Here is a 26,814-nt window from a genome sequence, read left to right as displayed (position 1 = left end):
CTCAGCGATAGCGGGGGTTGATGACTGACATCAGCTCCTGCTTGCTTACCCTGTACTCCATCATAGATGGTCCCTGCCCTAATGCGTAGTCTCCGAAACTAAATGTTACGGTGTCTTTTGATACATTGAAAATAATGTGACTCAAACCATAAAAAGTCCAGGGATCATCAGATGTATGATCCCGCAGCACTTTATAACGCCTATCCATCAATTTTATCAGGAGACTGGAATCATGGCTGTTTTTAACGATAAAATAGTCACCAGCTTCGACAGGTTTCTGGCTTTTCTTATCGTAGTTGACAGATTTCAGGTAACTGATGGCATGAGAGGCGCCACTTGAATTCATTGACACCCCAAACCTTACACTCACGATGTTCTCATCCTGGTAGTAATTAAGTGGGAAAGCCACAAACTCGTTCTTTTCCTCGTCGGCCGTTTCAGGATCCGGCGCCTGTTCTTTAGCAGCTGACATCAACGGCTCCCTGCACTCTTGTAAAGCGGTATCTAAAGAACGGTTTACCAGGGCACTATATCCTGCCATAGATCCATCCGTTGTAAAGGCGTGAATAATGGTAACGTCCAATCGAAGGGCACTGTCCCAATAATGAACACTATCCTTACTAAACCCCGGTGGCATCACCTCATCTTCATCTATACCATACTCCTCATCTTCCGTTGTATCGTCAGTGCCAGGAGTACTGTCAAAGCTAGCTTGGGCGGACATTTTTTTATTGGGTGCATGATGCCCGTTATTACAGGCAAATAGCCAAATGGCAATAGGTAACAGGATAATGTATTTCATGGTATTTACTGAGGCCGCAATATAATATTAATCCAACTTACCGCGTAACGGCGCTATTATAATACTCGTATTTTTTGTATTTTAGAGGAGCATGTTCCCCTGATCCTGTATTCAGTCTATATACCCCGGCAATATAAAAGGTTAATCAGACAGATATTCTCTACTATAGCTCGTTTACGCAACACAAGATGATTCCTATTGATTAAAAATCAAATTACTTGTTCACCACGCACACGATTAAAACAGGTGCATTTCTTTTAAACCTTCACCCAGATGAAAACTTTAATCAAATCCGGCATGGCTATGCTTGCTACTTGCCTGATAATGCTCTTCTCCTGCAAAAAAGGAGATACCGGCCCGGCAGGTCCTGCCGGTACCGCCAATGTAATATATTCCAACTGGATGGATACCAATCCCTGGGTAGCCTCTACTACTTCTACCGGCAGCGGCAAAAAGACTTACTATTTTGATATCGCTGCACCAAAAGTTACACAGGAGATCATCGATAAGGGTACCGTACTGGTGTATGTGCAGTTTGTTGCTGACCCTGACGGTCCTGGTATCTCCAAGCTGCTGCCAAGTATCTATTACAACTTCGGCGGAGCAAATGAACAATACCGCTTTCAAACCGGGCTATTTCTCAATAAAATAAGAGTCATCTGTGATATCATTCCTAGTGGTATCCCTTCCACTGCCAATAAATTAAGATACCTGATCATTCCTGGCGGCGTACCAAATGCCCGTAAGGCCGACTACACCAGGATGAGTTATGAAGAAGTTTGCCGTATGCTGAAAATTGAACCATAGCAAATATCTTCTTCCAAAAATATTCCAACAACTGCTGTCAGCTGTAATGATGGTTTCCACCTCATTACAGCTGACTTTTTTAATGCCGGCCTGCATCATTGGCTGGTACTTAAACCCGCTATTTCTTAATAACCCGGCACAGGTGCAGCCACGCCATACTGCGCAGGATAAAGCTTTCTGAACATGCTATAAGCAATGGCCAATACACTAAACGCAATGATGGCATCTATAGTAGCCGGAAATCCAAGCACACTGATTTTAGAAAAGAAAGCAAAGATGATGTCGAAGAACATACCGGCAAATACCCATTCTTTTAAACGTAAAAACCGGTGAGGGATTAACAGCGTGATGATACCGGAAATTTTAAAAACACCCAGTATGTAGATAAAGTGCGGTGGGTAGCCTAATTGCTGCGTAATGCCCCATACGATTGGGTTCTTCGTCAGTTCAAAGAAGCCACTGGCACCAAACCAGAGCGACATAAAAATAACTGCGGACCAATAGATGATTTTTGTGGTAGTAGTTTTCATTTTAAATTTTTTTATGAGTGATAAAATGTAACTGTCAGCTGCTTGCTGAATCAAATGTAGAAGGCTTTCCTTTCCGGCTATGGAGGCAAACAGCTGAGTTGGACGAATCAGGGGGTGAATTCGTCATTTCCGGGGATGAAAAAGTGAGCGATTACTATTAACTTCATTCCCGATACGAAAAATACCATGACTCACCTGCTCACCTATATCCGTTCACTGGCGCCCTTCTCTGATCAAAGCTGGGAAATACTTTGTGCACACGTTACCCGGGAAGAGTATCCCAAAAATGCGTGGCTGACCAAAGCAGGGAAGCCCTGTAACAGTTTATTTTTTATTAGCGAAGGATACTGCAGCACCTCCTATGAACAGGACGATCAGGAAATTAATACCGGCTTCTATTTTGAAAACGATATTGTTAGACCACCTTCCTGGTTGAGTGAAAGCCGGAAAAACATTGTATTGGATTAATTAGCTAAATTGGTCGCCTGATAGTATGTATATGAAAACTTCACTTGACCTGCTGATAGCGGATACCATTGCACCCTTGTTAAAGAAGAATGGGTTTAATAAAAAAGGATTGAATTTTTATAAGACAACAAACGGCCTGGTTTTCTTAATTAATATTCAAAAAAGCCAAGGTAACATTGGTAACTACATTAAGTTCTATATCAACTGTGGCATCCACTCTACTGAAATAGACCGGGTCATTGGCGCTAAAGAAAACGAGATGCCAAAAGAATATGAATGTTATTACCGGGCCCGCATCTCTGATATTACACGGGCTACCACCGACGGCTATATGGCGGAAACAGTCAACGCTACGGTGATAATAGCAGATCTCCAGCAAGTGCTTGCCTTGTTTGAAAGCATCACTACATCCGATGAGCTGGCGCAATTAATGATCAATAAAAATGGCTTGAATAATTATAAGGAATTATTTACCTACCTGTTGCTGACCAACCAGGAGCAGTCCTTGAAATCATATGCGACGCACCTCTTCCATACCTTTGGTGCCGAAAAAAGGTGGAGCATCTTTGAAAACCAATTGAATGACGTCTTACAAAATAATAAAAAAACGTATCAGCTTTCCAACCTGATCGGATAGCGCCAACATGCCAGCAGTCGTCATATAAACAAAAATTTCATTTCTCCATGTCAGCATTCCTCCTTATTTTCCACCTTTGAAAATGCTGGCAAACCATATTGACAGGGAAAACCCCTACCATGCCACTACGAACCATTAACCCAAACGTAACAGGAAACTATGTACGAAGTAAATGAACTGACCCAGGCCTTAAGAAGAGGAAATGTCGAAGAAGCCCGTCAACGGCTGACACAGGGAGAAAAATTACCTGCTGATCTGGCCGACTATGACCAACGACAAATAACAGATTCCCTGCTACGGGCGAAAGCCTTTGATATCATTGATCAGTTAATAAAAAGCCGTTTTGTGGAAACGGATATTTATGAATATGATAAGCTGGATGGCAGCATCTATGCGGCAGTATTCAGGAACCTCGGTACTACCCCGGAAGAACTGGCATTTATAACATCCCTGCTGGCCAAAACAGATAATATCAATGATGCACCCGGCGACGTTACACTACTGGAGCTGGCCTTCAAAACCAATGCACCGCTGGCTCATATCGAATTGCTGATAGCCGCCGGCTGTGATATTCTCCGGAAAAATAATTACGAAGAAACTTATCTCTATAAAGTTATCCAGGAATTTAATATCAAAGAAAATACTGGCCTTGTTTACCTTGATTTCTTAATCAAAAATGGTGTAGACCCCAATGCCGGCAATATTGTTGGCGAAACACCGCTGCACCTGGCAGTATCAAAAAGGCAAAAGGCCTACATCAGCTTCCTGCTGGAACAAGGGGCGGATCCTAACCAGGCTAATAAGAAGGGGGAATCACCTTTTTATGCGGCCATCGTTCACCAGGTATGTGATGAAACATTGTACCGGCTATTAACTGCCAAAACCACACCTGATTTTGACGCCATCACCCAAACCGGTGAAACCATTATCGGTGGCGCATTACGGATGCGTAGCCGCGGTGGGGAAGGGGAAACAAAACTCATCAAAGCACTCATCAACGATGGCGCCGATGTATATCAGACTTCCCTTTGGTACTCAGCCGATAAAGCCGCGCTGGACTGGACTGCCGCCCACTCTGCCGATATCCTCGAAGCAATACTCGACACCGGCGTGGTAGAACTGGATCGCCGCGATAATGAAGGCAATACCCTGCTGCATAAAATATGCGGGCATAATGTCAACTATGAACAGGAAGTAGCGAAACAACTTTACCGCAAAGTGAAAATGCTGATAGAAGCCGGCGCCGACGTGAATCTTACTAACGATAAAGATCAGACGCCACTCGACCTGGCCGCACAGGATAACCTGAAATCCAAAACTGTGGAGCTACTCCTCAAACATAAAGCCTGATATCATGTCCATGTCTTTTATTATAGCCTGCGAAAGCGGCAAAAGAAAAATTGCGGAAATTCTGCTTGCCAACAACGAAGTAGATGTAAAGTATACTGATGAAAAAGGCAGAACCAGTCTTCATTACGCCGCTCACCAGGGCTACCTCGATATCGTAAAACTATTACTGGAAGCGGGCGCCGACCTGGATTATGAAGATCATAACGGAGAAACACCTTTCTATTTTGCCTGTTTACAAAAACAAAAACAAACCGCGCTGCATCTCCTGGAAAATGGCGCGAGAACCGATATCAAAGACTTCCAGGGCAACAACCTCCTCCATCTCACTGCCAGAACAGGGCAGAAAGAACTGGTAGAAGTACTGCTGGCAAAAGGAATGGATGCCGACATGGTAAACAACGAAGCTGTTACTCCCCTGCTGGTAGCCTCCGCATGGCGTAATAAAGAGATTGTGCAAACACTCATCGACCACGGCGCCAACGTGAATGCCACTGATAAAGCCGGCGATTCTCCACTGATCACTGCTGTGCGGTCCAAAAATGTACCGATGGTGACTTGTCTCATTGACAATGGCGCCGACGTCAATCAAACCAACGATGCCGGTGAGTCACCCCTGCTGATCGCCTGTTACGATACCAACCGCGCGATCACCAACCTGCTGGTAGACAAAGGTGCAGACGTGCAAATCACCTCCAAAAACGGGCTGTCACCTATCTGGTATGCCTGCGCCAACAACCAGAAAGAAATCGTGAGCCTGTTCCTGGATAAAGGCGTAGACGTGAACTTCAGCCAACCGCTGTCCAGCGTTACTACCAGCATGAACAGCTACCTCGACTGGGTAGAAAGCAGTAATAGCCTGTCCATGGAAAGCGCGTTTTCCTTTAATCATACTTATAGCTACGGTGGAGAAAGCCTCCTTCATGTAGCCGCCAAAAACGGCCATCTCAGCATGGTGAAGTTGTTATTGGAACGCGGCGCCAACGTAAATATCCAGGACGAATCCGGTAATACCGCCCTGCATTACGCGGTTTCCTGCGGTAAAAAAGATATCGTGAAATACCTGCTGGAACAGGGTGCCGACGTCACCATCGTTAACACCAAGGAACAGAAAGCCATCGACTATGCGGCCATCAAAGGATTTAATGAAATCGCAGCGCTGTTGCTGAGTTACCAGTCGCCCGCCGCACAGGCACCGGTAGCCACTGCTCCTGCTGCCAGCCAGCCGGCCACCGACAAGAAAAAGGCATTGATGGACCTGAAAGAATTACTGGATGCCGGCATCCTTACACAAGCAGAATTTGATACAGAGAAGGCCAAAGTGCTGAATGGAAAATAGTTTTCTCCGAAAACACCCGTTTTAATGCAAAAGCCTGTAGATGCATATCTACAGGCTTTTTATTATTCAATAAGATTTGTTTTTATGCCGGGGTATGTTGCTTCAATGCAGCGATGCGCACTACCAGGTCTGCCAGGCGATTAGAATATCCAAACTCGTTATCATACCAGCCCACTACTTTCACTAAATCGCCTACAATAGAAGTCAGCAACGCATCAAAGGTGCAGGAGTAAGGATTATCAATCACATCTACAGAAACAATCGGCGCTTCGGTATATTTCAATACCCCCTTCATAGAAGTAGCTGCCGCCTCTTTGAATTTCTCATTGATTTCCGCTACGCTGCCGGGTTGCCTTTTCAGGATACAGGTGAAATCAGTCAATGAACCATTCAATACCGGTACACGGATACCTGCTCCACCCATTTTTCCCTCCAGGTGCGGAAATATCGACGTAATAGCTTTGGCTGCACCAGTGGAAGTAGGTATGATAGAAGCCGATGCCGCACGCGCTCTGCGAAGATCCCGGTGCGGTGCATCATGCAGATTCTGATCGCCGGTCATAGAGTGCACGGTGGTGATATAACCATCCACGATGCCCCAGTTATCATCCAGTACCTTCACCATAGGCGCCACGTTATTGGTGGTGCAGGAAGCATTGGATAATACCGGCGCCGTGAGATCTATCAAATGATCATTCACGCCTAATACTACGGTAGGAATATCTTTGTCCGGCGACGGCGCGGATACAATCACCTGCTTTGCACCAGCCTGCAGATGTAATCCTGCGGCGCTGCCGGTAGTAAATTTGCCGGTAGCTTCAATGACTAAATCAACATCCAGCGCTGCCCAGGGCAGCTTCAGCGGATCCCGCTCAGCCAAAACACGAATGGAGGTACCATCTATTACCAGGGTATCAGCGGTGGCTGTTACCTCGCCTTTATAGGGACCATGTACCGAATCATAGCTGTAAAGGTGCGCCAATGTTGGCGTATCCGCCAGGTCATTAATAGCTACCACTTCTATCCCGGTTTTCTGCAGTAACATACGTAAACATATTCTGCCTATACGCCCAAAACCATTAATAGCTATCTTCATGTTTAAATAGTTATAGCCGGCAAAGTTATTTGATCGTGTGCAAATAACAAAAATCCACCGCGACGCGAAATCAAAGGCTAATCCAGCACGGTGACACCTGTATCATGATGAATACCATAGGCGGTACCGGCCGTATCCACGCCATTGATAAGTATAGTGGTCACCAGCTCTGCATATCTTTGAGCGGATAATGGGTGGCCGTATCGTTTTTCTATATACTGCTCCAGTGTTATATCACTTCCTTTTATATACGCGCCTGCCACACATTGGGCCAGCGCAGTTTCGCCGATCATCTGCAACGGCACTATTGTCTGGAATACAATACCGAGGTCTTTCTGATACGATATCTGGTTAGCATATTGTACCATCAAACCCAACATATGTTTAGCGCCGGCATAGCTACCGGATAATGGTGCGCCTCTCATGGCGGCACCACTGGACACTGCCAGTACGCGGCTACCTCTTCTCAGGGGTGCCTTCAGTGCGCTTTGTATTCCATAAAGCCCTGCTTTTACATCGGTATTCCATACGGTAGAAAAATCTTCCCACGACAGCTCATCCAGCGGTCCCATCACGGGAGTGGCCCCTGCATTGAGGATGGTCACAGCAGGCCGCAGGTCGCCGATCACTTCGTCCATAAAAAGAGGATCTGTAGCATCTCCACTGATCACGCTGACGTTCATTTGTTTGATTTCTTCCAGTTTTGCTGCATTTCTTGCAATAACTGTGATATGGGCTCCCAGGCGTACCAGTTCATGCACCAGCGCTTTACCCAGCCCACTGCTGCCGCCGGTGATGAGGATTGCCTTGTTTTGTAAGTTTTCCATCTGTCTTATCTTTTAGGTGACACTGATGGTATAACACCTGAGGTGTAAGAACAAGGACAATTAAATATTATTTTTATGAAGAAAGATAAAAAATAAGCAAATGCACATCCGGCAGGAACAAACCAAAGACCATCCCAACGTATTTCGCTTAATTCAACAGGCGTTTGAAAAGGAAGTACACAGCGATCACCGGGAACAATTCCTGGTGGAGCGGCTACGCCATTCTGATGCTTTTGTTCCTGCGCTGTCCTTGGTAGCTGAGGAAGATGGGAACATCGTAGGCTATATCTTACTGACGAAAATTAACATCGTAAACAATGACACGCGTTATCCCGCGCTGGCATTAGCGCCGGTTGCCGTGCTTCCCGGTCACCAGGGGAAAGGTATCGGGGGAAAACTGATAAAAGCCGCCCATGAAAAGGCAATAGCAGCCGGATTTACCGCAGTGGTAGTATTAGGACATGCACATTATTATCCCCGTTTTGGCTATAAAATGGCAAAAACATTCGGAATCAGGCTACCTTTTGAGGTGCCGGAGGAAAATAGTATGGTGCTGGAATTAACTGCTGGTGCATTAAAAGAAGTTACCGGCGTGGTGGAATATGCCACCCCGTTTTTTGAGTAACCGTGCCGGTGAATATTAAAATCCTCTGAACCAGGGCCTGTGTGTCAAAGGTGAAAACGCCCAGGGAATAGAGGTGAGTATAATGAACAATGCGATGCTGAACCAGATCGCCATTGTTTTAAACTTCGCGGTATCTGAGGATTGCCGCCTCGACTTTGCAGCGCCGATTGTCAGTACCACCACAGCGATCATCATCATCAGGCTGTGTTCCATACCAAAGAAACGTATTTCCCGCTGATGCACCGCCTCTTTAAAATGTGCCCAAAAATAACTTATCAATGGGCTGATAAAATAAAGATACAAGCCGACCAGGAATTGAATATGCGCGAAAATAATGGTCCAGCGCCTGATGGTATGATCAAAAGAAGAAAACGTTTTTCCGGACAGCCAGCCACGCCAGGCACGGTAAATAGCGAAGATCAGGCTCGCCAGCAGCAGCCAGCGTACCAACGAATGAAGAGCTAAAATTGCGGGATACATCTGTTGTTTTTTCGAGACGCAATTTATACAATTATGAGCAGGTATTAAAAACAAAGAGGAGCTTCGACGGGGAAGCTCCTCTTTATAGATCCGTATCGGAAATTATTTACCACGCGTTATGAATAGTAAGATCGTAAGTGGCTTTCGCAGCAGGAATACCTCCTCCCACAACGATATCTTTCTTAAAGCTAACCGCTGATGACACGGTTATATGAAACTTCCCGTTGCTGTCTTTAGTGACATTGGCTGTCCCCCCGGTTCCATTCACAGAATAGAGTATAGATCCTGTGTTTACAGCGGTACCAATAGTACAGGTAATGGTCAGGATACGGCTGGTAGGATTCGATACCATTGCTTCAGTGGTTCCAATACTGTAGGTTCCTTCCCCCAGGTTACTGTAGAAAGTCATGGCTAACGCACTACCTGAAAAAGCACCGTAATTACCTCCGTTTCCGGCTGTAGTCACTGCTAAGGCCGTGATCACGCGACCATCAGTCGCAGTGCTGGTTTGTGAGGATGCTGCTTTTACATAAGTGTAATCCCCCAATTTCCAGCTAACATCTCCTTCAGAGGGTGTTGGGTTATTGTCACTTTTTTTACCGCAGGAAAACAAAAATAAAGACGCGAAGACGATTGATAATACTCTTTTCATACATCAAAAATGGTTAAACTTTTTTTGGCGCTATACGGCTAACAAGCAATAGCAGCCAGGCTAACGTTGATATTTATGGATAATAAATACGAACCACTGGTTCAATTTCAACGCAATGATATGGAAATTCTCCCTGAATATTTTCGTGTTGATTTATTTTTACTGGTTTACAGGTAAGGCAATATCCCTGGAAACAGGTAGATTAATGGTCTCCGATACTTTTTCTTAACAACAGGTAACGGTAACGGACATTGCTGTAAATGATACCGATAAAAAGAACAAAAATAGCCAGGTAAAGGATCTCAATATGATATTTCATATACCCCATTCCGCCAATAATACATCCTAAAAAGAAGAAACCAATCACAGCAAACCGCAGCTTTACCGATGCCGTCAGCTTACGCTGCTGTTCTTCCTTACGGTAAAAGAAAAGTTGCGACAGCTCGATACCCAAATCAGTGAACAGGCCGGTTAGATGCGTGGTACGCACCACCGCATTGGAAATCCGCGTCACCATAGCATTTTGTAACCCCATCGCAAATAATAACAACAGCGCAATAAGATGCTGATCCTGCTGTACCCCCCGGGCACCCACAAGAATTACGATCAACAACAACGCTATTTCTGCAAACACAGGAGCGGCATTTACATATCGTTTTGCAACTCTTTCTGTTACTTCTACTGTAAAGTTGGAAATAAATGCACCTGCCAGGAAAGCCAGTACATAAGCCAGGAAGTACCAGGCACTGGTAAAGTTCTTTCTTGCCATACCCTCTGCAAAATAGGCAAAGTGCCCTGTAACATTGGTAGTGAGTACCTGGACCGCAAAAAAGCCGGTAACATTCACAATGCCTGCCACAAAAGATAGCAATGAAGCCAGCTTGAGGTTATGTATCATCCTGCGGCTTCTTCCTCTATGCCTGAACATAAAATACAGTTTAAATTCCAAAAAGCTATGATAAAAATAAGCATTTCCGGAACAACCGTAGTCATCAGTACTACCTCACAGGTGCATAAGTCAATTCCACCACCCCTGATTTGAAAACTTTGGTTTCCAGCAACTGTAACCCGATTCGTGTCTTTATATCTTCAAACAATGGTTTACCAGCCCCTAACACTACCGGGTGTACGGATACTTTATATACATCTATCAAGCCCTCTTTTATAAATGTTTTGATCAAACTTGCGCCTCCATACAGCCAGATATCTTTGCCCGCCTGTTGCTTGATATGGGCTACCTGTTGGGCGATATTATCATGAATGAAGGTAGCATTAGCATGTTCGCGATGTTGGCGCGAGAACACGAACTTCTTTTTTGCATGTATTCCCTCCCACATCTCCTTTTCCGCCGGGCTGATATCCATACCAGGTTGGAAATTTCCCCACGCATCATAGCTTACCCGGCCATAAAGTATGGTATCGATGCTGTCGATAAAGCGGCCAAAGTCCATGTCATCATCCATAATACACCAATCCACTTCTCCATTGGGGCCTTCAATAAATCCATCCAGGGTGACTGCTAAGTTCAAAATTATTTTCTTCATGCCAATTAATTTTTAGCAAAAATAAATACTGATCTGGTTGATCTTTTGGAAGAAAGCGACAAAATTAAAATTGAGCAGGCGTAAGGCCGGTATGTTTTTTTATTTCATTGGTAAGATGTGACTGATCATAATACCCACAGTCAAAAGCGATATCTGCCAGGCTTTTCCCGGAACCTGCGTCATTCATCATTGACAGCGCGGACTGAAATCGGATGATCTTAACATATTCTTTTGGCGTTAATCCAATATGCGTTTTAAACATGCGCTCCAATTGCCTCAGCGTGATAAAATTGCGCTTCGCTGTTTCATAGATGCTTAACGTTCCTTTTGCCAGGTGCATGTCGTTCAATACAGCCAGTAGTAACGGAGGAAGGCTGCCCTTTCTATCTAAAAAATATTTATTAAGATAAGCTACCGGGTCTTTATGTATCATCCCCATATCCAGGGAATATGGCCGCTCAAATTCCACTGTATGATCTGTCAATTCGTTTTGCGGCGAATATTTATAAAAAGAGGAAAACACAGCGGGTTTGAAGCACACACCTAACAGGTGCGTATTGTTGTCGACATAACTATCTTTAAATGACGTCATCGCACCCACCACATATGTTCTGCCATGCTCCATAGTAGTAACGCCGCCATCCGTTTTACAGGAGGCGCCTAAATTGATGATGATACCAGGACAGCCATCAGGAAATATACGCTCCCATTGGCGATCGGTTTCATCACCTTTCAATTCCCAGAAAGCGTGAATACGGGAAGCGAGTTGCGGGCAAGGCTGGGCGGTAGTGTATTTCATGAGCCAGCTAAGGTAGGTATTTCGGGGTATATTATTTCCTTTCTTCTTCATTTCGTATGGTATGGTTCACTTCAAATATCTCCTTTCACGGCAATAATGCCCGCCATACTTCCGGAGTTTTATAATTCCGGAAGTTTTTAACCCGGTGAAACGTGAGGTAATTGGCGTTATGCTGATTATCTGCGCCACCATCTTCATCATCAAAAGCAGTTCTGGATACGGCAATCATATCCTTGCCATCAAACTGAAAATCGACGTATTGAAATCCATGCTTCTCTACATCTGGATGGTGCAGCACAATGCCGCGCACCTCCCATGTTTTCAGGTCTGTTGACGACATCAGGGCAGCGGTATTCCTGGTTCTTTCGGGGTTACCACCTTTAAATACTGCCGGCACATAATTACTGATAGTCCAATAGCGATGGCTCAGGGAATCATACCGTATCGAAAATTTCTTACAGCCACCGGGGAAGTCAATGAATCCGGTAGCAGGGTTAAAAGATATGGTTTTACCATCATCACTGACGTTAATGATAGCTGCTTTCTCGTTGCCATTTACACGATAATCTGTTCGCAGCATCGTAGCCACATGTCCGTCGGGAGTGGGCACTGCATTGCCTTCCAGCCAGCCACCGAAATGGCCATCGAGGTAGGAGGAATCATATCCCAGTGTATTGGAAATGGTCCAGCTTTCTGCATTCAACAGGTCCGCATCCACCGCCGCCGAAATGATAAAGGAGCGAAACCCACGACCCCATTGCCCTCCGGGGCCATCCTGATCTTCCAGCGCTTTCCATACCCGATTCCTGTAAATAAGTACCGGTGTGGCCGATGAATGGAAGCGCCCTTTTAGCAGCCTTCCTTGTTGCTCCGTATCCGGTCGTGTCCACGAATGTCCTCCATCAGAAGATCTGCGTATCACCACATCGCCGTAAGCTGTTTCCGGGCCTATAATAAATATCTGCTTATCCAGTACAAATAACTGGGACCATTCCTGCCCTTCGATTTCACTGATACGCTCCCACGACTTCCCGCGATTGGCCGAATGATATACCTGCACCCTGCTTTTACCTGTGCGGTTCGGGCCAAAATATTCATGAGTGGCCAGGTAATTTCCATCTGGTAGTATACAAATACTGGGAGAGCCAATATATAATTTCGAGCCTTTGGAAACATGCTGAATAACCATTCCGGGGATTTTCTTTACGCTTTGTTCCTGCGCGGACGATGACATAGTAAAAAGCAACGATGCGATGAACCCGATCCTTTTCATTGTTTATTATTGTATACGTAATAATAAAAAATATTAAAGGAATATCCTACTATTTAAACGCACCGCTCATAACGGAAATTGCTGATACACGCACTTGCCGGAATACCCACCGAAAAGTATCAAGATAGTAACGATAAAAAAGCAATAGATGTAATATCAGCACCACCCAGGCGCCTGGCTGGTGTAGCGAAAAATTCAGTAACAATGATACCGGAAAAAAAATCTCATAATACTCCGTCATCACCATACGATAATTATCATCTTCTGCAGAGGCAACAATGGTTAAACGGGTCCCTCTAACCTTGTAGCGGACCAATACAAACAGCAGGTATAGAAAAAGAAATAAGAGTATGATCAAAGACTTAATAATAAAAAGCATCACCATCAATGAAAGTACTTCCAATAATAGCACGATCATTATTACCTTCTTAAGCTTACCGGGAGAGAGTGTGACGATGAAAGTATTTAACCCGGAATGCAGGTCTGTTTCCCGGTCCCGCAGTTGATGCCATAGTATTCCCCTGACGCCCAATGCCAATCCCCATGCTCCAACAGCAAGAAACCAGGAAATATTTATTTGATGATGCAGGAAATGGCTGACAGAACTTACCATTACACAGCCAGGGAAAAAATGCGCGCCGGCAGCATCTGCCAGTACCCCCCAAACACCTCGTTCTTTAAGTCTAACCGGTGGCACTGAATACAGATAGAAAATGATCCAGGGCGCCAGGTACAATAAAAAAGACAGGAGATCCCGATACAAAAAAAACATACACACCAATCCCAGCATTACAGATACAATCAGCATCGCCCATCGCCGGGCCACAACCCGTGTTGGCAATAGTTCCTTTTTCCCTGCTTTAACATCGCAATCCATATCAGTTAAATCATTCAGCAAACTTACATATGTAGCACCTGCCATCAATGATAACAGTATGTACAATATCCATAGAACAGCTGTCAGTAAGGTAGCCTCACTAATGAAAATAGTTGCATACCCTACTGCCGAAAAAGGCGCAATTTTACTTGTCCACCAATCATGGGACCGAATCACTTTCCTAAAATCCATGCATAATTATATTATGACGAAAACTACGCTACTTCTGACTTCTTTATCTCATGATATACCGGCAGCGGAATACGATGTTGCATTATCGACGATCCTTTCAGGCGGCGAATGATATTATTGACTTTGTTCTTTGTCACCGCAGACAGGATATGAATTAACATATAAGGAGAACCGTTCACCGCCGTCCAAAACGTATGTATACTTTCTTTCGTAAACAGGAATCTCTTAAAGGAAATCAGTGAATAGCTATAAAGCTGAGAAACTTGAACACGGTGGAAGTTTTTTAATTCCTCAGCTGTCAACAGGTCCCTAAACAACATCATTATTACTTTGTAATCTTTTTTCCAAAGTAATTGGATAATCTGAAGCGCATCTCTGCCGTCGTAGATATTTCTCCCATCTCTCTTTTTTATCCATAGGCGCTCAAATGTAAAGGACACTTTGCAGTGACCAGACAAAATTATGTCTAAAAGTAAACACCAGTCATCAGCAATATGCAACTGCTCATTCCATCCACTTTGCATAGAAGTACGTCGCATAATAAACGATGAAGAAGGAGAGGGACAAACATTCGTATATAATTTCCTTACCGTATCATACGATAAATCTATCCATCCATTATTTGAGGAGCCGGTAATATGATCCAATATCTTGCTCTCTGCAAAAAAATCTGCTCCAAACTCCTCATCTATTGCCTGCAACCAATTGACAAACACAAAATCCAACTGATCCTGCTCCAGCTTTGTTACTGTTTTCTCCAGGAAGGTGGGTGCCCATACATCATCCGAATCCAAGGAAGCAATATAAACACCTTTAGCATATTTTAATCCGGTATTGCGAGCCCTTCCCTGTCCACCATGCACCTGAAGTACAAATTGCACTTCTTCATATTGCTTTACAAATTCGGATGTTCCATCATCTGAGCCATCATCCACCACAATCAACTGAATATTACTATACGTTTGATTAAGCACGCTCTCTATTGCTTTTCCTAATGAGTGCGCGCGGTTATAAGTCGGGATAATGACTGAAACTAACGGAGCGCTTGCTAAAAATTCCATATTATTTGAGTTACTTTAATTGAATAATTTCTGCTGCCCGCAGATATCAGTTATTTTTTTGGCGAAATCACATTCAGGACAAACAGGAATATGCGTACCTATATAATTTGCGGCAACTTTACCCATCTCTTCCCATCTATAACGTTGACTCCAGGCGCGCTCCATAGCCTCCTCAAAGTCGTTTTCATTAGCATGCCCAAGGTATCCTGTCACACCGTCTTCTATTACCTCAGCATTGCCACCAGCTCTACTGGCAATTACTATCCTGCCTGCAGTCATCGCTTCTATTACTACCAATGGTAATCCCTCACTTCGGGAGGGTAAGATGAATGCATGATGTTCTCTGCAAATAGCCTCAAAATCATCCAGCTGCCCTTTAAATTCAACTTTATCGACATTCAGCAACGCCGCCATCCTTTTCAGCCCGTTTTCGTCGACTCCCTGCCCGATGAATGATATCGTAATATTTCTATTCCTCCACTTACTTTGTGACAGTATTCTCAGCAGGATGTCCTGCCCTTTATCCAGCAGGAATAATCTGCCCACACATGCCAGTCTCACTATATTTGTTTCCCCGGGATATGGAACTACCGTCTTTACTTTTACAGGGTTAAAAACAACAGAAGCGTTATTAAACCGGAACCCAAACTGTTCTTCTGTTAAGTTCAGGTTGTGTTTTGATACAAAAAAGCAATGGAGGGCCTTTCGAAATGCGGCGGCCATATATTGTCTGTCCTGATCAGCAGGCCAGAAAAAATCAACCGCTTTGTGAGAAACAATAACATAAGGTAAAGCCAATTCACTACAAGCAACAGCATAAGACAAAGCATCGAAATTGATACTTTGATTAATTATCACCAATACCGGTTTACACTTAAGCAGCCATTCGCGTAAAGGGTCGGTTTTATGCTCAGATAGCATCAGCCAACCTCCAATTACTCTCCGGGATTTCCTTATTACCCGCTCCAGCAATAATTGGCTATCCGGTCTGGGATTTAATTCAATAAGCGCTACGGCAATAGCAGCCAGTTTGAGCATCCGGGGATGCATCTTATTGATGCCTTTTTTAAGCACCGTAATAGTATATCCTGCAGCCTGGAGATAAGGAATACTTTTACTCCATAATTCATCGCATCCTCCCCAGTCATCAATACAACTGGCTACAATAGCAATTCCCTGTTTAGTTACATCAACTGCTTTATGCGTTGTCATCTTCATATCTAAATGGTTACTGAGGAATGTTTAGCATTTTTAGAGAAAAGATTTGCATAATCACCTCCGGTTGCAATCAGTGCATCATGTGTACCTTCCTGCGTTATACGCCCATCTGCCAATACATAGATATAATCCGCGTGTTGAACTGCCGACAACCGGTGGCTGATGATCAAAGCCCCTCTTGTTCCGATATTATCTTTCAAAGACTCAAAGAATATTTTCTCCGATTTTGCATCCAGTGCACTGGTGGCTTCATCCAGGATGATAAATTTGGCTGGACCATATAATACACGCGCAATAGCAATCTTCTGCCATTGCCCCATACTGATTTCCTGTCCATCTTCAAACAGGCGTCCCAAAACAGTTTCATATTGTCGCGGAAATGCCGCAATAAACCGATCCGCGCCTGCTGCCACTGCCGCATTATGCATAGCTGCTGACTGTGGCGCAACATTTACATCTCCCATACAAATATTTTCTGCAACGCTGAAATTATACCTGCCGAAATCCTGGAACACAGTCGCTACCTGCCTCCGGTATTCAGTAATGCTATACTCCCGGATATCTGTTCCTCCCAGCGCAATGGTGCCTTCACCAGGATCATATAGACGACAAAGCATTTTAATCAACGTCGTTTTACCGGCTCCGTTGAACCCTACAATCGCTATTATCTTGCCTGATGGAAACGTAAGGTTAATATCTGTAAGGGCGGCAACGCTGCTATGCGGATAGGTAAAATGCAGTCCACTGACGGTTATTGCCTGCTTATCTGTGGATGGAATGGGTACCGGGTGACTGGCTTCCGGCAGTGTTGACTTTAAATCAAACAGTTTAAACAAACATCCCAAAAAGATATGATCGTGGTAAAGCTTCACCAGGGATGTTGACAACTGCTGCAACACCATAAATACCTGGGGAAAAATAAGCAGGAACGGGGTAATCTCACCGGGCTTTATAGCACTGTTAATCACCTTATAGCAGATGAATAGCACACAAATAAAAAAAACAAAGGTGGCCAGTATGTCTGTGATAATGCTATAAAATGTTCCCGTCCTGGTAATTCCCGCTCTTTCTGCCAAGAGCATCAACCGGATACGGAGATACTTTTCCTTCAGGTACATCCCCAGGTTAAACGTGCGTATTTCTTTGGCAGATTTATCGTCTACCAGTAATGAACTAAGATAAGCTGCCTGTCGTTCAACAGGTGTCTGCATAATTTTTCTTTTATGCAGCCGCCTGGCTAAAGTCATTCTCACCAAAAAAGCAGGTAGTATACAGGCTATCAATAAAGGAATCAATTCCCATGCGATTGCCATCACCAGGAGGCTCAACGTGCCCAGCATAATAATGTGCTTTATCGCTTCTATAAAAGTGATAACAATGTTTACAGACTTATCAGATCCTGCATCCTTTGCCCGTTTCAGTGTATCAAAGTATTCCGGACTTTCATAAAAAGAGAGATTCAGCTGATTGGCTTTTTCATGGATTTTATCATCCAGGTATTCATTGACAGTAGCTCCCTGGAGTTCAATAAAATATGCTGAAAGCGATCTGACAACAGTATAACACAGTGCTCCTGCCATACAGCGCAGCAAGCCAGGTAACAGGGACTGTATACTATGCACCTGCCGGGATACCATGCCAGGTACTACATTAATCAACTCCTTAAAAGACCAGGCAGACAACAGGAAAAAAGCATTTTCAAGAAAAATCAGTACGCACGTAGTGATCATTAAGCCAGGGCTCAGTGACCAAACTAATTTTAATGTCCGGCCCAAATTGAGTCCAGTGAATACTTTTCTTAATTTTTGAGGAAATAACATTTGCAACCAAATACTTTATCTGTTCACCAATATCAGCACAAACCCGCTATTCAAATAGCAGCGTATGGCTACTCATTTCTCAGGATAGTGTATCTGCCACCTCCCGCTGATGCTGCTTAATTTTTATCTTTCTATATCTCGCCAGTGCTTCCAGGCAGAAAGCTGTTGTCACCTCTTCCGCGCCTGCATAACCCTTTTTAATATTTCCCGAAGAAAAAAGCGCCCAGCGCTCCCAATTGCCATACTCGTGCTGGGCAGACACAATATATTGAATAGCCTTATCAACAATGGTTGAATGAAAATTCAAATTCAATAACACACATACGCTCAAACATGTATCAAATAAGCTGTTGCCAATTCTTCCATCCGGATGCGCCCGGGCAGTAATCCTGTTGATAATTGGTTGCCTGATGGGCTCCAGCTTTGTAATACCTTTATAATAATTCTTTGAGAAAAAATAATAGATAACAAAAGGGTTGCGATACCACTTATCGCAGGTGGACTCTCTATTTTCAATAATAATATCGATCATGGAAGAGATTACCGACTGGGTTTCCGGTCTGTCTCCCAGGAAGAATAACACGTTGGCATTCACCCCCCAGTCTATATTTGAATAGTTGCAGTCGCTCCAGTTCCAGAAAACGATATGCCTGATTGGATCAAAAAGAACATGCAGCGCTGTTCGTAAAAAAGGTTTACTATACTTCGAACTAAAGCGTGGTAAAATCCAGGTATAAAATAAGTCTTTACGATTTCTATTGGCGAGAATAATCTTCGTTGTATGTGTATCTCCCGGATATTGTTCTCCTCTTTCCCTGAATACATGTGCAGCCAGAGAGGTGCTATCTACATCAAAGGGTAAACAGGTATAAACTTTATTTATTTTACTGACAAAACTCCATACACCATACTGTGAATGCGCCCTTAAAAAGTGAATGGCTTTAGCAATGATCTCATCAGCTCTTTCGTAGTCCTGTGAAAGAAAAGACATAGCGTAACATACCACAGGCGTATTAAAAGAAAGGCTTTGCGGAGAACATGGAGCAAGCATGTCTTCCGAATCCGAATAATAATTTAGGAATTCCCCGTGGAGTAACTGATGGTGGTATAAAAAAGTTAAACCCTTTCCGATGCTGCCTGCAAGGGCACTATCCGAAATACTCATGAACAACCAGTTTTTACTATAATCTTTAAAAATTTATCCCATGACACACCGGGACACACGGCGTTCGCGTACTATCAATTTTGGTCGCTTTCTCGCTTATTGCATTAATACCTACATAAACAAAACATCACACCAGAATGTTCTGTTGCACATCTTTTATTCGCCGGATAGTATTTCTTACTTCAACTCTCTTAAAGTATCTGCTCGTATCAGTTATTGAGGTAAACGGTAAAAACATTACAACGCTATGTAAGAAAAAGTAAAGGCATAAAAAAACCTGCCCGAACTTAATGTTCTGCAGGTTTTTCTAATAATTTACAGTTTCTGGGCGGAGAGTCAGGGATTCGAACCCCGGGACCTGTTACAGTCAACAGTTTTCAAGACTGCCGCAATCGACCGCTCTGCCAACTCTCCATGCCGCGAAAGTATAACACGAATTGATTCTAAAAAAATTTGTTTTACTTTTTTTTATTGTTTTTTTTCATTAATACGCCTGCCCATGGCAGGCTTTTATTATTTACGTATAGCCGTTATCGATAGCTTTCCCGGAGCCACCCTATCATTTCTACCGCTTTTTCGTAAATTTAAAGATGAACAACGTATTCTTTGAAGGACCCGTATTATGGGCACAGGTAGATGCTAATATGCACCTGCGGCACTCGGCCTACGCCGACTTTGCCGCCCAGGCACGTTTATCCCTCCTGGAAAAGGTAGGACTGGATGCCAGCCACTTTATACAGCTACAGGTAGGACCTATCCTCTTCCGCGAAGAACTGCTTTACCACCGGGAAATAGGCCCCAACGATAAAGTACAGGTCACCTGCGAACTGACGAAATGCAAAGCAGATGCATCGCGCTGGTCTATCAGGCACGAAATTTACAGGGGTGACGGCACCAAATCAGCTACCATACAGGTAGACGGCGCCTGGATAGATACCCGCAAACGGAAGCTGGCAGCACTCCCGGCAGACTTGCTCGAAAAATTCAATGCCATTCCACGCAGCGAGGATTTTGTGGAAGAACCCTGATCAGGATGTTACCTGCTGGTTAACGGCCGGCCACCATGAATAAATTCCTGCCGATCCGTTTCCAACTCTTTAATAAAAGGTAGCTTGTTTTGAATAAATGCCCTGGACGACTGCTCCAGGTAATTGTCCAGCTGGAAGAACTTTGCCGCCCTGGTAGCGCCTAACAACTTGTTCATCCGCCGGAAATAACGCATTTGTAAGCGCCCAAACTCCAGGTCGTTGTTGATCATCTGCCTGGTCAGGGAGTTTAATTTACGTTCATCGAGGGATGAAAACTCCTCATTATACATCTTTAATAACGCGATACGCTCCGACAGCCACGGGCTTTTCTCTGTTTCATATTCAAGGAAGGTAGCCTGGAAGGCCTGCATCTCCACCGGAGAAATCTGTAATAAATCATCCAGCAACGATTCCTTATTCTTTCCAAATATCTGTGTTACCAGGTCCTCATCCTGCTTAACAACTGCTGCAACTGGTGCATTCTGAGCGCACAACGGCCATGCGGCACCCAGGATCATCAACAAACATAAAAACTGTTTCATGCGCTGAAATTTTTGGTTAATGGCAGGTTCAGCCACAAGCCCAATGCAATCAAGGAGTTACGAACACCGGCTCTGTATGGGGTGTAAAAGCAGTTTTGTCAAAGCTAAGCAGGTGTAGTGCCCACTACATTATATGGCAGTGAATCCACCGTCATAATTAAACAACCCTTGACCAGAAATAGTTGCAGATTTAAAAAAAAATGCCCCCCAACTTAGTCGCAGGGGGGCCATCGGGGTAGTAAAAAGGATGACACTAATTCATATTGGCTTTCAAAAAGACATCATAGGCTTCTCTTGTCCAGTGCTGATAGTCCGCCAACTGAATGCCTAACTGCTCATCACGCGCTACCTCTCTGAATTCGCGGCAATCCCAATAGCCTTTGGCTAATGACTGGATATTCTGTAAAACCGCTGCCGGTGCTTCTTCGTAATCAGCAGGGTAACTTTTATAGTTACCGATGGCCAGTTCCTGAATTTCTTGTTTTACTGCGTCCTTGCTTTGCTTTGCCATGGTTAAAATTTTTTAGTTACCTGGCATAAAACAAAAATGGTTCCCCTTTATGGGCCATCCACCGCGTTTTAAGATTTCTTTAGCTTAAAAAAATGTTAACGTCGTTTATGGCTGAGCGTAAGTAACCAGGTCTATCCCCACCCCATTAGGATCCTGGATGGCGAAGTGACGGTCGCCCCATGGCTCGTTTCGAAGCTCAATTAAGATCTCCGCTCCTTTCGCTTTGATCTGCTGATATAACGCGTCAACGTCGGCTACCTCTATCGTCAGGTATATCCCTTTGCCGGCAAAGGCAGGACGGAACAACGGTTGCTGGGAAGCATGATCCGGCAGTAAAAAGCTTAGCATAGCACTACTATCGGGGGTATGCAGCAGGAGGTAAAAATCGTTTTCAAATGCTACCCCGAAGCCCAATATCTCTGTATAAAATTTTTTACTTGCTGCTATCTTATGGGTAATAATGCCTGCATTTAATTTCATGGTCACCGGTTTTATTTGTGAATAAAGTGGAAAAAAAAGGAAAGAAAAAATTCCTGCTAACAACCATCGTTTCATGATCTGAAATTTTATGACCACAAAATTAAGCGGGGAGAGAGCACCGGCATTGTAAAAAACGGACAAACTATTTATCGAATACCTGGGAGGGAGTAAGACCGTATAAGGCTTTAAATACCTTAATAAAATGCGCCTGGTCATAATAACCGGCATCCAGGTACAACCTGTTTTTCAGCACCGGCAAAGGAGAGCGTAACAGATGCTGAAAGCGTACCACATTGCTAAATGCCTTCGGCGTATCCCCGATATAACCGGCAAACAAACGCCGCAACTGCCGGGAACTGATGCCCCACGGCAACTCCTTTTCAATACTCACCCTACCGGCAGTACGTAAAATCAGGTCTAAAGATTCATAAAAACGATTGTCTGCCGGGAGATCTGTGGCAGACAGCAACTTTAGGAAGTGGGCATCCAGCCTGCATTTAATGTCCATTAAAGACAAGGCCCCGGGAAGATCTTCCCGGAGGAAGTGAGTGGTGATATCCGCAAGAGGCGTTTCCTTATGCGCCAATTCGGCCGCATTCACCTTGTACAAAACAGGAAACATACCGGGTAAAAAGCGCACACCCACATAATGAAAAGCAGCAGGCAGCGGAAACTCCGTATAAGCGTCTGAGAAGCCCATCACCACCGCGGCTGTTGGGTTATGCCGCTCAAAAAAAATATCTATACAGCCATCAGCCACCACCCGGTACTGATAAGGCGCCGCTAACCTGCATTCCGTTTTCAACTCCCAGTAACAATAAATCACCTCTTGTAAACCCGCATGCGGTAAGCATTCCTGGTACATCACACCACCTTCCGCCTGCTTCAGGCCTGGCTGAACAGGAGCATACAGTGCCCGGATATAAGGTGATTTTTGCATACCATCATTGACCTTGTCAACTGCAATTATAACATAATTGCCTTAATATGCGCCTTTCCCCAATTCCCCCATTTGCCAATACTCTTTTCTACCGCAACACTCATCCCCTTGTTATCTACCGGTTTTCCCTTAACTGGCGGCTTAATGGTCCCTTCTTTGATATCATCTACCAATACTTTGGTGGCAAACCAGGTAATATGCTCGTGGGGTAATGCCACTCCCAGTATCATACCCGGCAGCCCATTGAATGATTCCGGACCACCCGGGGTAATAATGGCCTCCGTATAAAATGCTACTACATAAATAGAATCCATAATGATGGCATTGGCCCGGCGACAATCAAACCCCGCGATTTTACGGGTTTCATCCGTTATTTTCCAGCGGATAGTACGAATAGAATCCTTTACCAGGAACAATTGCTCAAATACTTTTTTCTGTGAAATGCTCTGCATGCTGTCTAGCCGGGAGTATACCACATTTTCCTCTGCGGGGCCTTCTCCCCATAGCGAAGTTTTATTCTCTGCCGAGTTATCTCTTCCAGGCTGATATAAACTGGTGTTCCCGGCAAAGGAATAATTGAAATAAGTTACCTGGTATTGTGGCATGCTTTTCCTGATACTCTCCGACCACGAACTTTCTTCCTCTCCAGACATCTCTTTCATGCGTGCCTGCAGATTCACCCGCTTTTCGTATTCTATGCGTCCCTGCTGGAGAAACATAGCTTGTTGCGCCTGAACGGAAAAAGCCATCGTCACCAGCATCAGGAGCAAACCTAATTTTCGACTACTGTTTTTCATAGCTACTATTCTTTCGGCGCTGCCGCGCCCAGTTTATTAAAATTCCAGATAAAAGACAGCATGCCGTAACGGCCAATGGTGCTGCGGGTTGTTTGTGTAATGGTATTGGTATTCACCGACCTGTCAAATCCTATATTCTGATTCAATATATCGTTGACAGAAAAAACGGCTTCTATCAATTCTTTCTTTCCAAATTTCTTTGTTACAGATCCATTGATGATGGCCATATTATTATTCTTGTCGAATAAAGTTGTTTTCTGGCGGATCTCCCCATTCATCTCGGCATGCAACATTATTTTCAAAGGCAGATAAACATCTACGTTAGGACTAGCGGAAAACGTCCAGTAGCTGGTGCGCAGATTGGTTTGTATGGAAGATACACTGGTGTTATAGTTGGCGCTGGCATCCAGGTAGATATCGTACTTTTTATCCTTTCCTTTCGAAGCATATAAGCCGAATCCACCATTGGCAGATTTTGTCACATTGTATACCCCGTTCACATAATTCACATTCCTGTTCATCCCGGCATTCAGGCTTGGTCCAAGCCTCATATCCCAGGGAGCAATCTTCCAGCCGATATTACCATGGATCCGCCCATTGCTGTTGCCATTTACGTTGACCGACTGCGTGGTTTGCTTACCATCCGGGGATAGTACACTACGACTGCTGATAGCGTTGCTGGTAATGGAATAGTAAGCGCTTACCCAGATATTCCGCTGGGTCATTACCTTATAGTCAGAGAAATTCAGGTTGAAGTTATTGTTGAACGCCGGCTTCAGATCCGGATTTCCAATAACGATATTCATGGGATCATTATTTACCCGCACCGGCTGCAAATCGTTGATGCCTGGTTGTTGCGTATAGCCGTTATAGTTAAATGAAAAACGTCTTTGCTGGGTGAAGTTATAGCGAAAGACAGCTTTGGGATACCAGTTTGCAAAATTCCGGTTCAGTGAACGACCACTAAAAAGATCAGACTGCCTATAACTGCTAAACCCTACATTACTTCCAATGCTCACGCGCATTTTTTTGTTTGAATAAGCATAGTTCAATCCACCGCTATTCGTTAACATGTTAAAGGAGTAGTCGTTGCTATACAAAGAGTCCAGTGCCATATATTTCCCATCACTGCCCTGGTTATAGGAAAGCCGGTTAGAGTGGTTATTGCTGACATTCAACGCATAGGTAAAAGACAGTACCGATGATTTCGATATGGGCTCTGTATAGGTAATATTTCCATTCACGTTTACGGTTTCATTGTTGGTAACTTTTCGCTGATCTATTTTTTGTAAGGAATCAACCTGTCCCTGCTTGTAGAAGTTGGTCACCGCGTCCAGCGTACCTTCTCCGTTAGTGCGATTATAATTTTCCGCCACTAATACAGAAAGGGTACGTCTGGGCTTACTAAACTTCTTTCGCCACAACAGGCTGCTGTTGATGCCACCAATATCTGATACAGAGGAGGTTTTCCGGTTGGTATTGTTGACGATATTCATATTATTATTGGCGCCAATAGCTACTTCGGAAGTATTGAACATGGAAGAAATCTTGTGATCTATACCTCCGTCGACCATCACTTTAATAGAAGAGCTGGAGTCTACCTGGTGTTCATAACTACCATCCATGCGATTGCGGAGGATACTGTTTTTAAACTGTTCGGAAGAATTGTTATAGTAGGTGGTATCTTTCAGGATATTCTGCGAAATGGTGTTGGAGCTACCATCTACAAACAGCTTCATGATTTTATAGTTGGCATTCAGGTTTTGACGATCCCGGTTCCACTTATCACCGTAGTGCAGGCCTCCTGTTTGTACCAATGGATAGCCGTTGTTGTCATACCGTCCACTCCAGCTATCCAGCTCGTCGCCGCCGCCGCCATTGAATTCAAAATCGCCATCATCGTTAACCGATAGCTCACCATTACCACCACCAAATTTTTCCCGGTCCCTCCAACTGAGGCCTATTTTACCGGTATTGGCAACAATACCAAAGGCGGATATCTTTTTCTTTCCGCGGAATACGTTCAACATGGCCTCATTACTATGATAGCCCTGGTCCCCGGCTCCCAGGGCTACTTTCCCAAAATAGCCCCGCTTCTTGTCTTCTTTCAGTTGTATGTTCAACGTTCGGCTTTTCTCTCCGTCATCTACTCCGGTAAAGGCTGCCTGATCGCTTTTCTTGTCATACAACTGTACCTTGTCCACCATATCCGCCCGCAGATTTTTGGTCACCAGTGTAGGGTCATCTCCAAAAAACTCCTCCCCATCTACCAATACTTTCTTTACGGTTTCTCCCTGGGCGGTAATTTGCCCCTTACTATTTACCTGTATACCCGGTAACTTTTTGAGCAAGTCTTCCACGGAAGCATTGGCGGCGGTTTTAAAGCTGGCGGCATTGAATTCGGTGGTATCTCCTTTTATTTTGATGGCGGCTACTTTTTGCTGTATAACTACTTCGTTTAATAACCGGGACTTTTGTGTCAGCATCACTTTTCCTACATTCACCGCGGAAGTATCCGATAACGTTAACGGCTCTACGTAGTCAGCGAATGCCGGGTAACTAATCAGGAGTACATACTTTCCGGCCGGTATTTTATTCAGCTCAAAATGTCCCTGTTCATTACTGCGTACAAACTTAACCAGCATGGAATCTTTGGCCTGAAGCAGCGCCACCACTGAATTGGAAAGGGCAGCGTGATTGAGTGTATCTACGACAGATCCTTTTACCCTGGCCTGTTGAGCCATAGAGAATCGCGTAAAGGTGAGCATGCAAAGGAGTAGTAAAATTAATTTCTTCATTGTGGACAACTACGGGTTATGGTACAGATGCAACGGGGTCAAAATTCCATAATAAAAAGATAACTTACTTTTCCCGTATGATAAACATCTGTTAAATGGACAGCCTATTTATCATGTAGACAAAGAATAGATAATCCATATCCGCGCAGGTACGTTGCA

At 44.2% G+C, this 26,814-nt stretch carries 28 protein-coding genes and 1 tRNA gene; 7 read left to right on the top strand and 22 right to left on the bottom strand.

The window, feature by feature from the left end; genetic code table 11:
* Position 1 precedes the first annotated feature (1 nt).
* Entirely contained in the window at positions 2-802 is an 801-nt protein-coding gene (locus tag J7623_RS06935; RefSeq protein ID WP_291918922.1) for a hypothetical protein, read from the bottom strand.
* A 273-nt stretch (positions 803-1,075) separates the two neighbouring features.
* On the opposite strand from J7623_RS06935, the gene J7623_RS06930 reads away from it, so the two are divergent.
* Entirely contained in the window at positions 1,076-1,609 is a 534-nt protein-coding gene (locus tag J7623_RS06930) for a hypothetical protein (RefSeq protein WP_291918919.1), read from the top strand.
* Between the two features lie 125 nt (positions 1,610-1,734).
* Here J7623_RS06930 and J7623_RS06925 read toward each other — a convergent pair whose 3' ends face one another.
* A complete protein-coding gene (locus J7623_RS06925; RefSeq protein WP_291918917.1) occupies positions 1,735-2,139 on the bottom strand; it encodes a DoxX family protein in 405 nt (134 codons plus the stop codon).
* A 186-nt stretch (positions 2,140-2,325) separates the two neighbouring features.
* Between J7623_RS06925 and J7623_RS06920 the strand changes: the two genes are divergently transcribed.
* From J7623_RS06920 to J7623_RS06905, 4 genes are all read left to right on the top strand, one after another.
* A complete protein-coding gene (locus tag J7623_RS06920; RefSeq protein WP_291918915.1) occupies positions 2,326-2,607 on the top strand; it encodes a hypothetical protein in 282 nt (93 codons plus the stop codon).
* A 31-nt stretch (positions 2,608-2,638) separates the two neighbouring features.
* Positions 2,639-3,244 carry a DUF4304 domain-containing protein gene (locus tag J7623_RS06915; protein WP_291918913.1) on the top strand — a complete coding sequence of 202 codons (606 nt, stop codon included), beginning with the start codon at positions 2,639-2,641 and terminating at the stop codon, positions 3,242-3,244.
* A 159-nt stretch (positions 3,245-3,403) separates the two neighbouring features.
* The gene (locus J7623_RS06910; RefSeq protein ID WP_291918911.1) at positions 3,404-4,594 is read left to right on the top strand and encodes an ankyrin repeat domain-containing protein; all 1,191 of its coding nucleotides are present in this window, start codon (positions 3,404-3,406) and stop codon (positions 4,592-4,594) included.
* 10 nt (positions 4,595-4,604) lie between these two features.
* A complete protein-coding gene (locus J7623_RS06905) occupies positions 4,605-5,930 on the top strand; it encodes an ankyrin repeat domain-containing protein (RefSeq protein ID WP_291918909.1) in 1,326 nt (441 codons plus the stop codon).
* Positions 5,931-6,012: 82 nt separating this feature from the next.
* On the opposite strand, the gene gap is transcribed toward J7623_RS06905, so the two are convergent.
* Both gap and J7623_RS06895 read right to left on the bottom strand, forming a co-directional pair.
* Positions 6,013-7,026, bottom strand: coding sequence for a type I glyceraldehyde-3-phosphate dehydrogenase (gap, locus tag J7623_RS06900; protein WP_291918907.1), 1,014 nt, complete (start codon positions 7,024-7,026; stop codon positions 6,013-6,015).
* Between the two features lie 77 nt (positions 7,027-7,103).
* Positions 7,104-7,853, bottom strand: a complete 750-nt coding sequence (locus J7623_RS06895) for an SDR family oxidoreductase (protein ID WP_291918905.1) — start codon at positions 7,851-7,853, stop codon at positions 7,104-7,106.
* 100 nt (positions 7,854-7,953) lie between these two features.
* Here J7623_RS06895 and J7623_RS06890 point away from each other — a divergent pair, with 100 nt between their 5' ends.
* Entirely contained in the window at positions 7,954-8,478 is a 525-nt protein-coding gene (locus J7623_RS06890) for an N-acetyltransferase (protein WP_291918903.1), read from the top strand.
* A 15-nt stretch (positions 8,479-8,493) separates the two neighbouring features.
* On the opposite strand, the gene J7623_RS06885 is transcribed toward J7623_RS06890, so the two are convergent.
* The 12 genes from J7623_RS06885 to J7623_RS06830 all read right to left on the bottom strand — a co-directional run bounded on the left by J7623_RS06885 (position 8,494) and on the right by J7623_RS06830 (position 19,973).
* Positions 8,494-8,958: a hypothetical protein gene (locus J7623_RS06885; RefSeq protein ID WP_291918901.1), complete on the bottom strand. Its 465-nt coding sequence runs from the start codon at positions 8,956-8,958 to the stop codon at positions 8,494-8,496.
* Positions 8,959-9,064: 106 nt separating this feature from the next.
* The gene (locus J7623_RS06880; RefSeq protein ID WP_291918899.1) at positions 9,065-9,610 is read right to left on the bottom strand and encodes a hypothetical protein; all 546 of its coding nucleotides are present in this window, start codon (positions 9,608-9,610) and stop codon (positions 9,065-9,067) included.
* 202 nt (positions 9,611-9,812) lie between these two features.
* Positions 9,813-10,538, bottom strand: a complete 726-nt coding sequence (locus J7623_RS06875) for a YoaK family protein (RefSeq protein WP_291918898.1) — start codon at positions 10,536-10,538, stop codon at positions 9,813-9,815.
* 70 nt (positions 10,539-10,608) lie between these two features.
* Entirely contained in the window at positions 10,609-11,154 is a 546-nt protein-coding gene (locus J7623_RS06870) for a dihydrofolate reductase family protein (protein ID WP_291918897.1), read from the bottom strand.
* Positions 11,155-11,218: 64 nt separating this feature from the next.
* On the bottom strand, positions 11,219-12,004 hold the full coding sequence (locus tag J7623_RS06865; RefSeq protein ID WP_291918895.1) for a helix-turn-helix domain-containing protein: 786 nt from the start codon (positions 12,002-12,004) through the stop codon (positions 11,219-11,221).
* A gap of 34 nt (positions 12,005-12,038) precedes the next feature.
* Positions 12,039-13,226, bottom strand: coding sequence for a sialidase family protein (locus J7623_RS06860; RefSeq protein ID WP_291918893.1), 1,188 nt, complete (start codon positions 13,224-13,226; stop codon positions 12,039-12,041).
* A gap of 49 nt (positions 13,227-13,275) precedes the next feature.
* Complete coding sequence (locus tag J7623_RS06855) at positions 13,276-14,295, bottom strand: UbiA family prenyltransferase (protein ID WP_291918891.1); 1,020 nt, start codon at positions 14,293-14,295, stop codon at positions 13,276-13,278.
* Between the two features lie 23 nt (positions 14,296-14,318).
* On the bottom strand, positions 14,319-15,356 hold the full coding sequence (locus J7623_RS06850; protein ID WP_291918890.1) for a glycosyltransferase family 2 protein: 1,038 nt from the start codon (positions 15,354-15,356) through the stop codon (positions 14,319-14,321).
* 15 nt (positions 15,357-15,371) lie between these two features.
* Positions 15,372-16,574 carry a glycosyltransferase family 4 protein gene (locus J7623_RS06845; protein ID WP_291918888.1) on the bottom strand — a complete coding sequence of 401 codons (1,203 nt, stop codon included), beginning with the start codon at positions 16,572-16,574 and terminating at the stop codon, positions 15,372-15,374.
* Positions 16,575-16,576: 2 nt separating this feature from the next.
* Positions 16,577-18,304, bottom strand: coding sequence for an ABC transporter ATP-binding protein (locus J7623_RS06840; RefSeq protein WP_291918886.1), 1,728 nt, complete (start codon positions 18,302-18,304; stop codon positions 16,577-16,579).
* Between the two features lie 169 nt (positions 18,305-18,473).
* Entirely contained in the window at positions 18,474-19,559 is a 1,086-nt protein-coding gene (locus J7623_RS06835) for a hypothetical protein (RefSeq protein ID WP_291918884.1), read from the bottom strand.
* 329 nt (positions 19,560-19,888) lie between these two features.
* A tRNA-Ser gene (locus J7623_RS06830) sits at positions 19,889-19,973 on the bottom strand.
* 176 nt (positions 19,974-20,149) lie between these two features.
* On the opposite strand from J7623_RS06830, the gene J7623_RS06825 reads away from it, so the two are divergent.
* Positions 20,150-20,587: a thioesterase family protein gene (locus J7623_RS06825; protein ID WP_291918882.1), complete on the top strand. Its 438-nt coding sequence runs from the start codon at positions 20,150-20,152 to the stop codon at positions 20,585-20,587.
* An 8-nt stretch (positions 20,588-20,595) separates the two neighbouring features.
* Here the strand turns inward: J7623_RS06825 and J7623_RS06820 are convergent, their stop codons facing one another.
* From J7623_RS06820 to J7623_RS06795, 6 genes are all read right to left on the bottom strand, one after another.
* Positions 20,596-21,129 carry a hypothetical protein gene (locus J7623_RS06820; protein WP_291918880.1) on the bottom strand — a complete coding sequence of 178 codons (534 nt, stop codon included), beginning with the start codon at positions 21,127-21,129 and terminating at the stop codon, positions 20,596-20,598.
* Positions 21,130-21,382: 253 nt separating this feature from the next.
* Positions 21,383-21,640, bottom strand: coding sequence for a hypothetical protein (locus J7623_RS06815; protein ID WP_291918877.1), 258 nt, complete (start codon positions 21,638-21,640; stop codon positions 21,383-21,385).
* Between the two features lie 105 nt (positions 21,641-21,745).
* Positions 21,746-22,120, bottom strand: coding sequence for a VOC family protein (locus J7623_RS06810; protein ID WP_291918875.1), 375 nt, complete (start codon positions 22,118-22,120; stop codon positions 21,746-21,748).
* Between the two features lie 142 nt (positions 22,121-22,262).
* Complete coding sequence (locus J7623_RS06805; protein WP_291918873.1) at positions 22,263-23,060, bottom strand: helix-turn-helix domain-containing protein; 798 nt, start codon at positions 23,058-23,060, stop codon at positions 22,263-22,265.
* A gap of 26 nt (positions 23,061-23,086) precedes the next feature.
* Positions 23,087-23,857, bottom strand: coding sequence for a GLPGLI family protein (locus J7623_RS06800; protein ID WP_291918870.1), 771 nt, complete (start codon positions 23,855-23,857; stop codon positions 23,087-23,089).
* 5 nt (positions 23,858-23,862) lie between these two features.
* The gene (locus tag J7623_RS06795) at positions 23,863-26,655 is read right to left on the bottom strand and encodes an outer membrane beta-barrel protein (RefSeq protein ID WP_291918868.1); all 2,793 of its coding nucleotides are present in this window, start codon (positions 26,653-26,655) and stop codon (positions 23,863-23,865) included.
* Positions 26,656-26,814: the final 159 nt, after the last annotated feature.

The sequence above is a fragment of the Chitinophaga sp. genome, assembly GCF_017745275.1.
Taxonomy (GTDB): domain Bacteria; phylum Bacteroidota; class Bacteroidia; order Chitinophagales; family Chitinophagaceae; genus Chitinophaga.
Note: the sequence above shows the minus strand (reverse complement) of the source record. Positions and strands in the feature narration are given on the sequence as shown.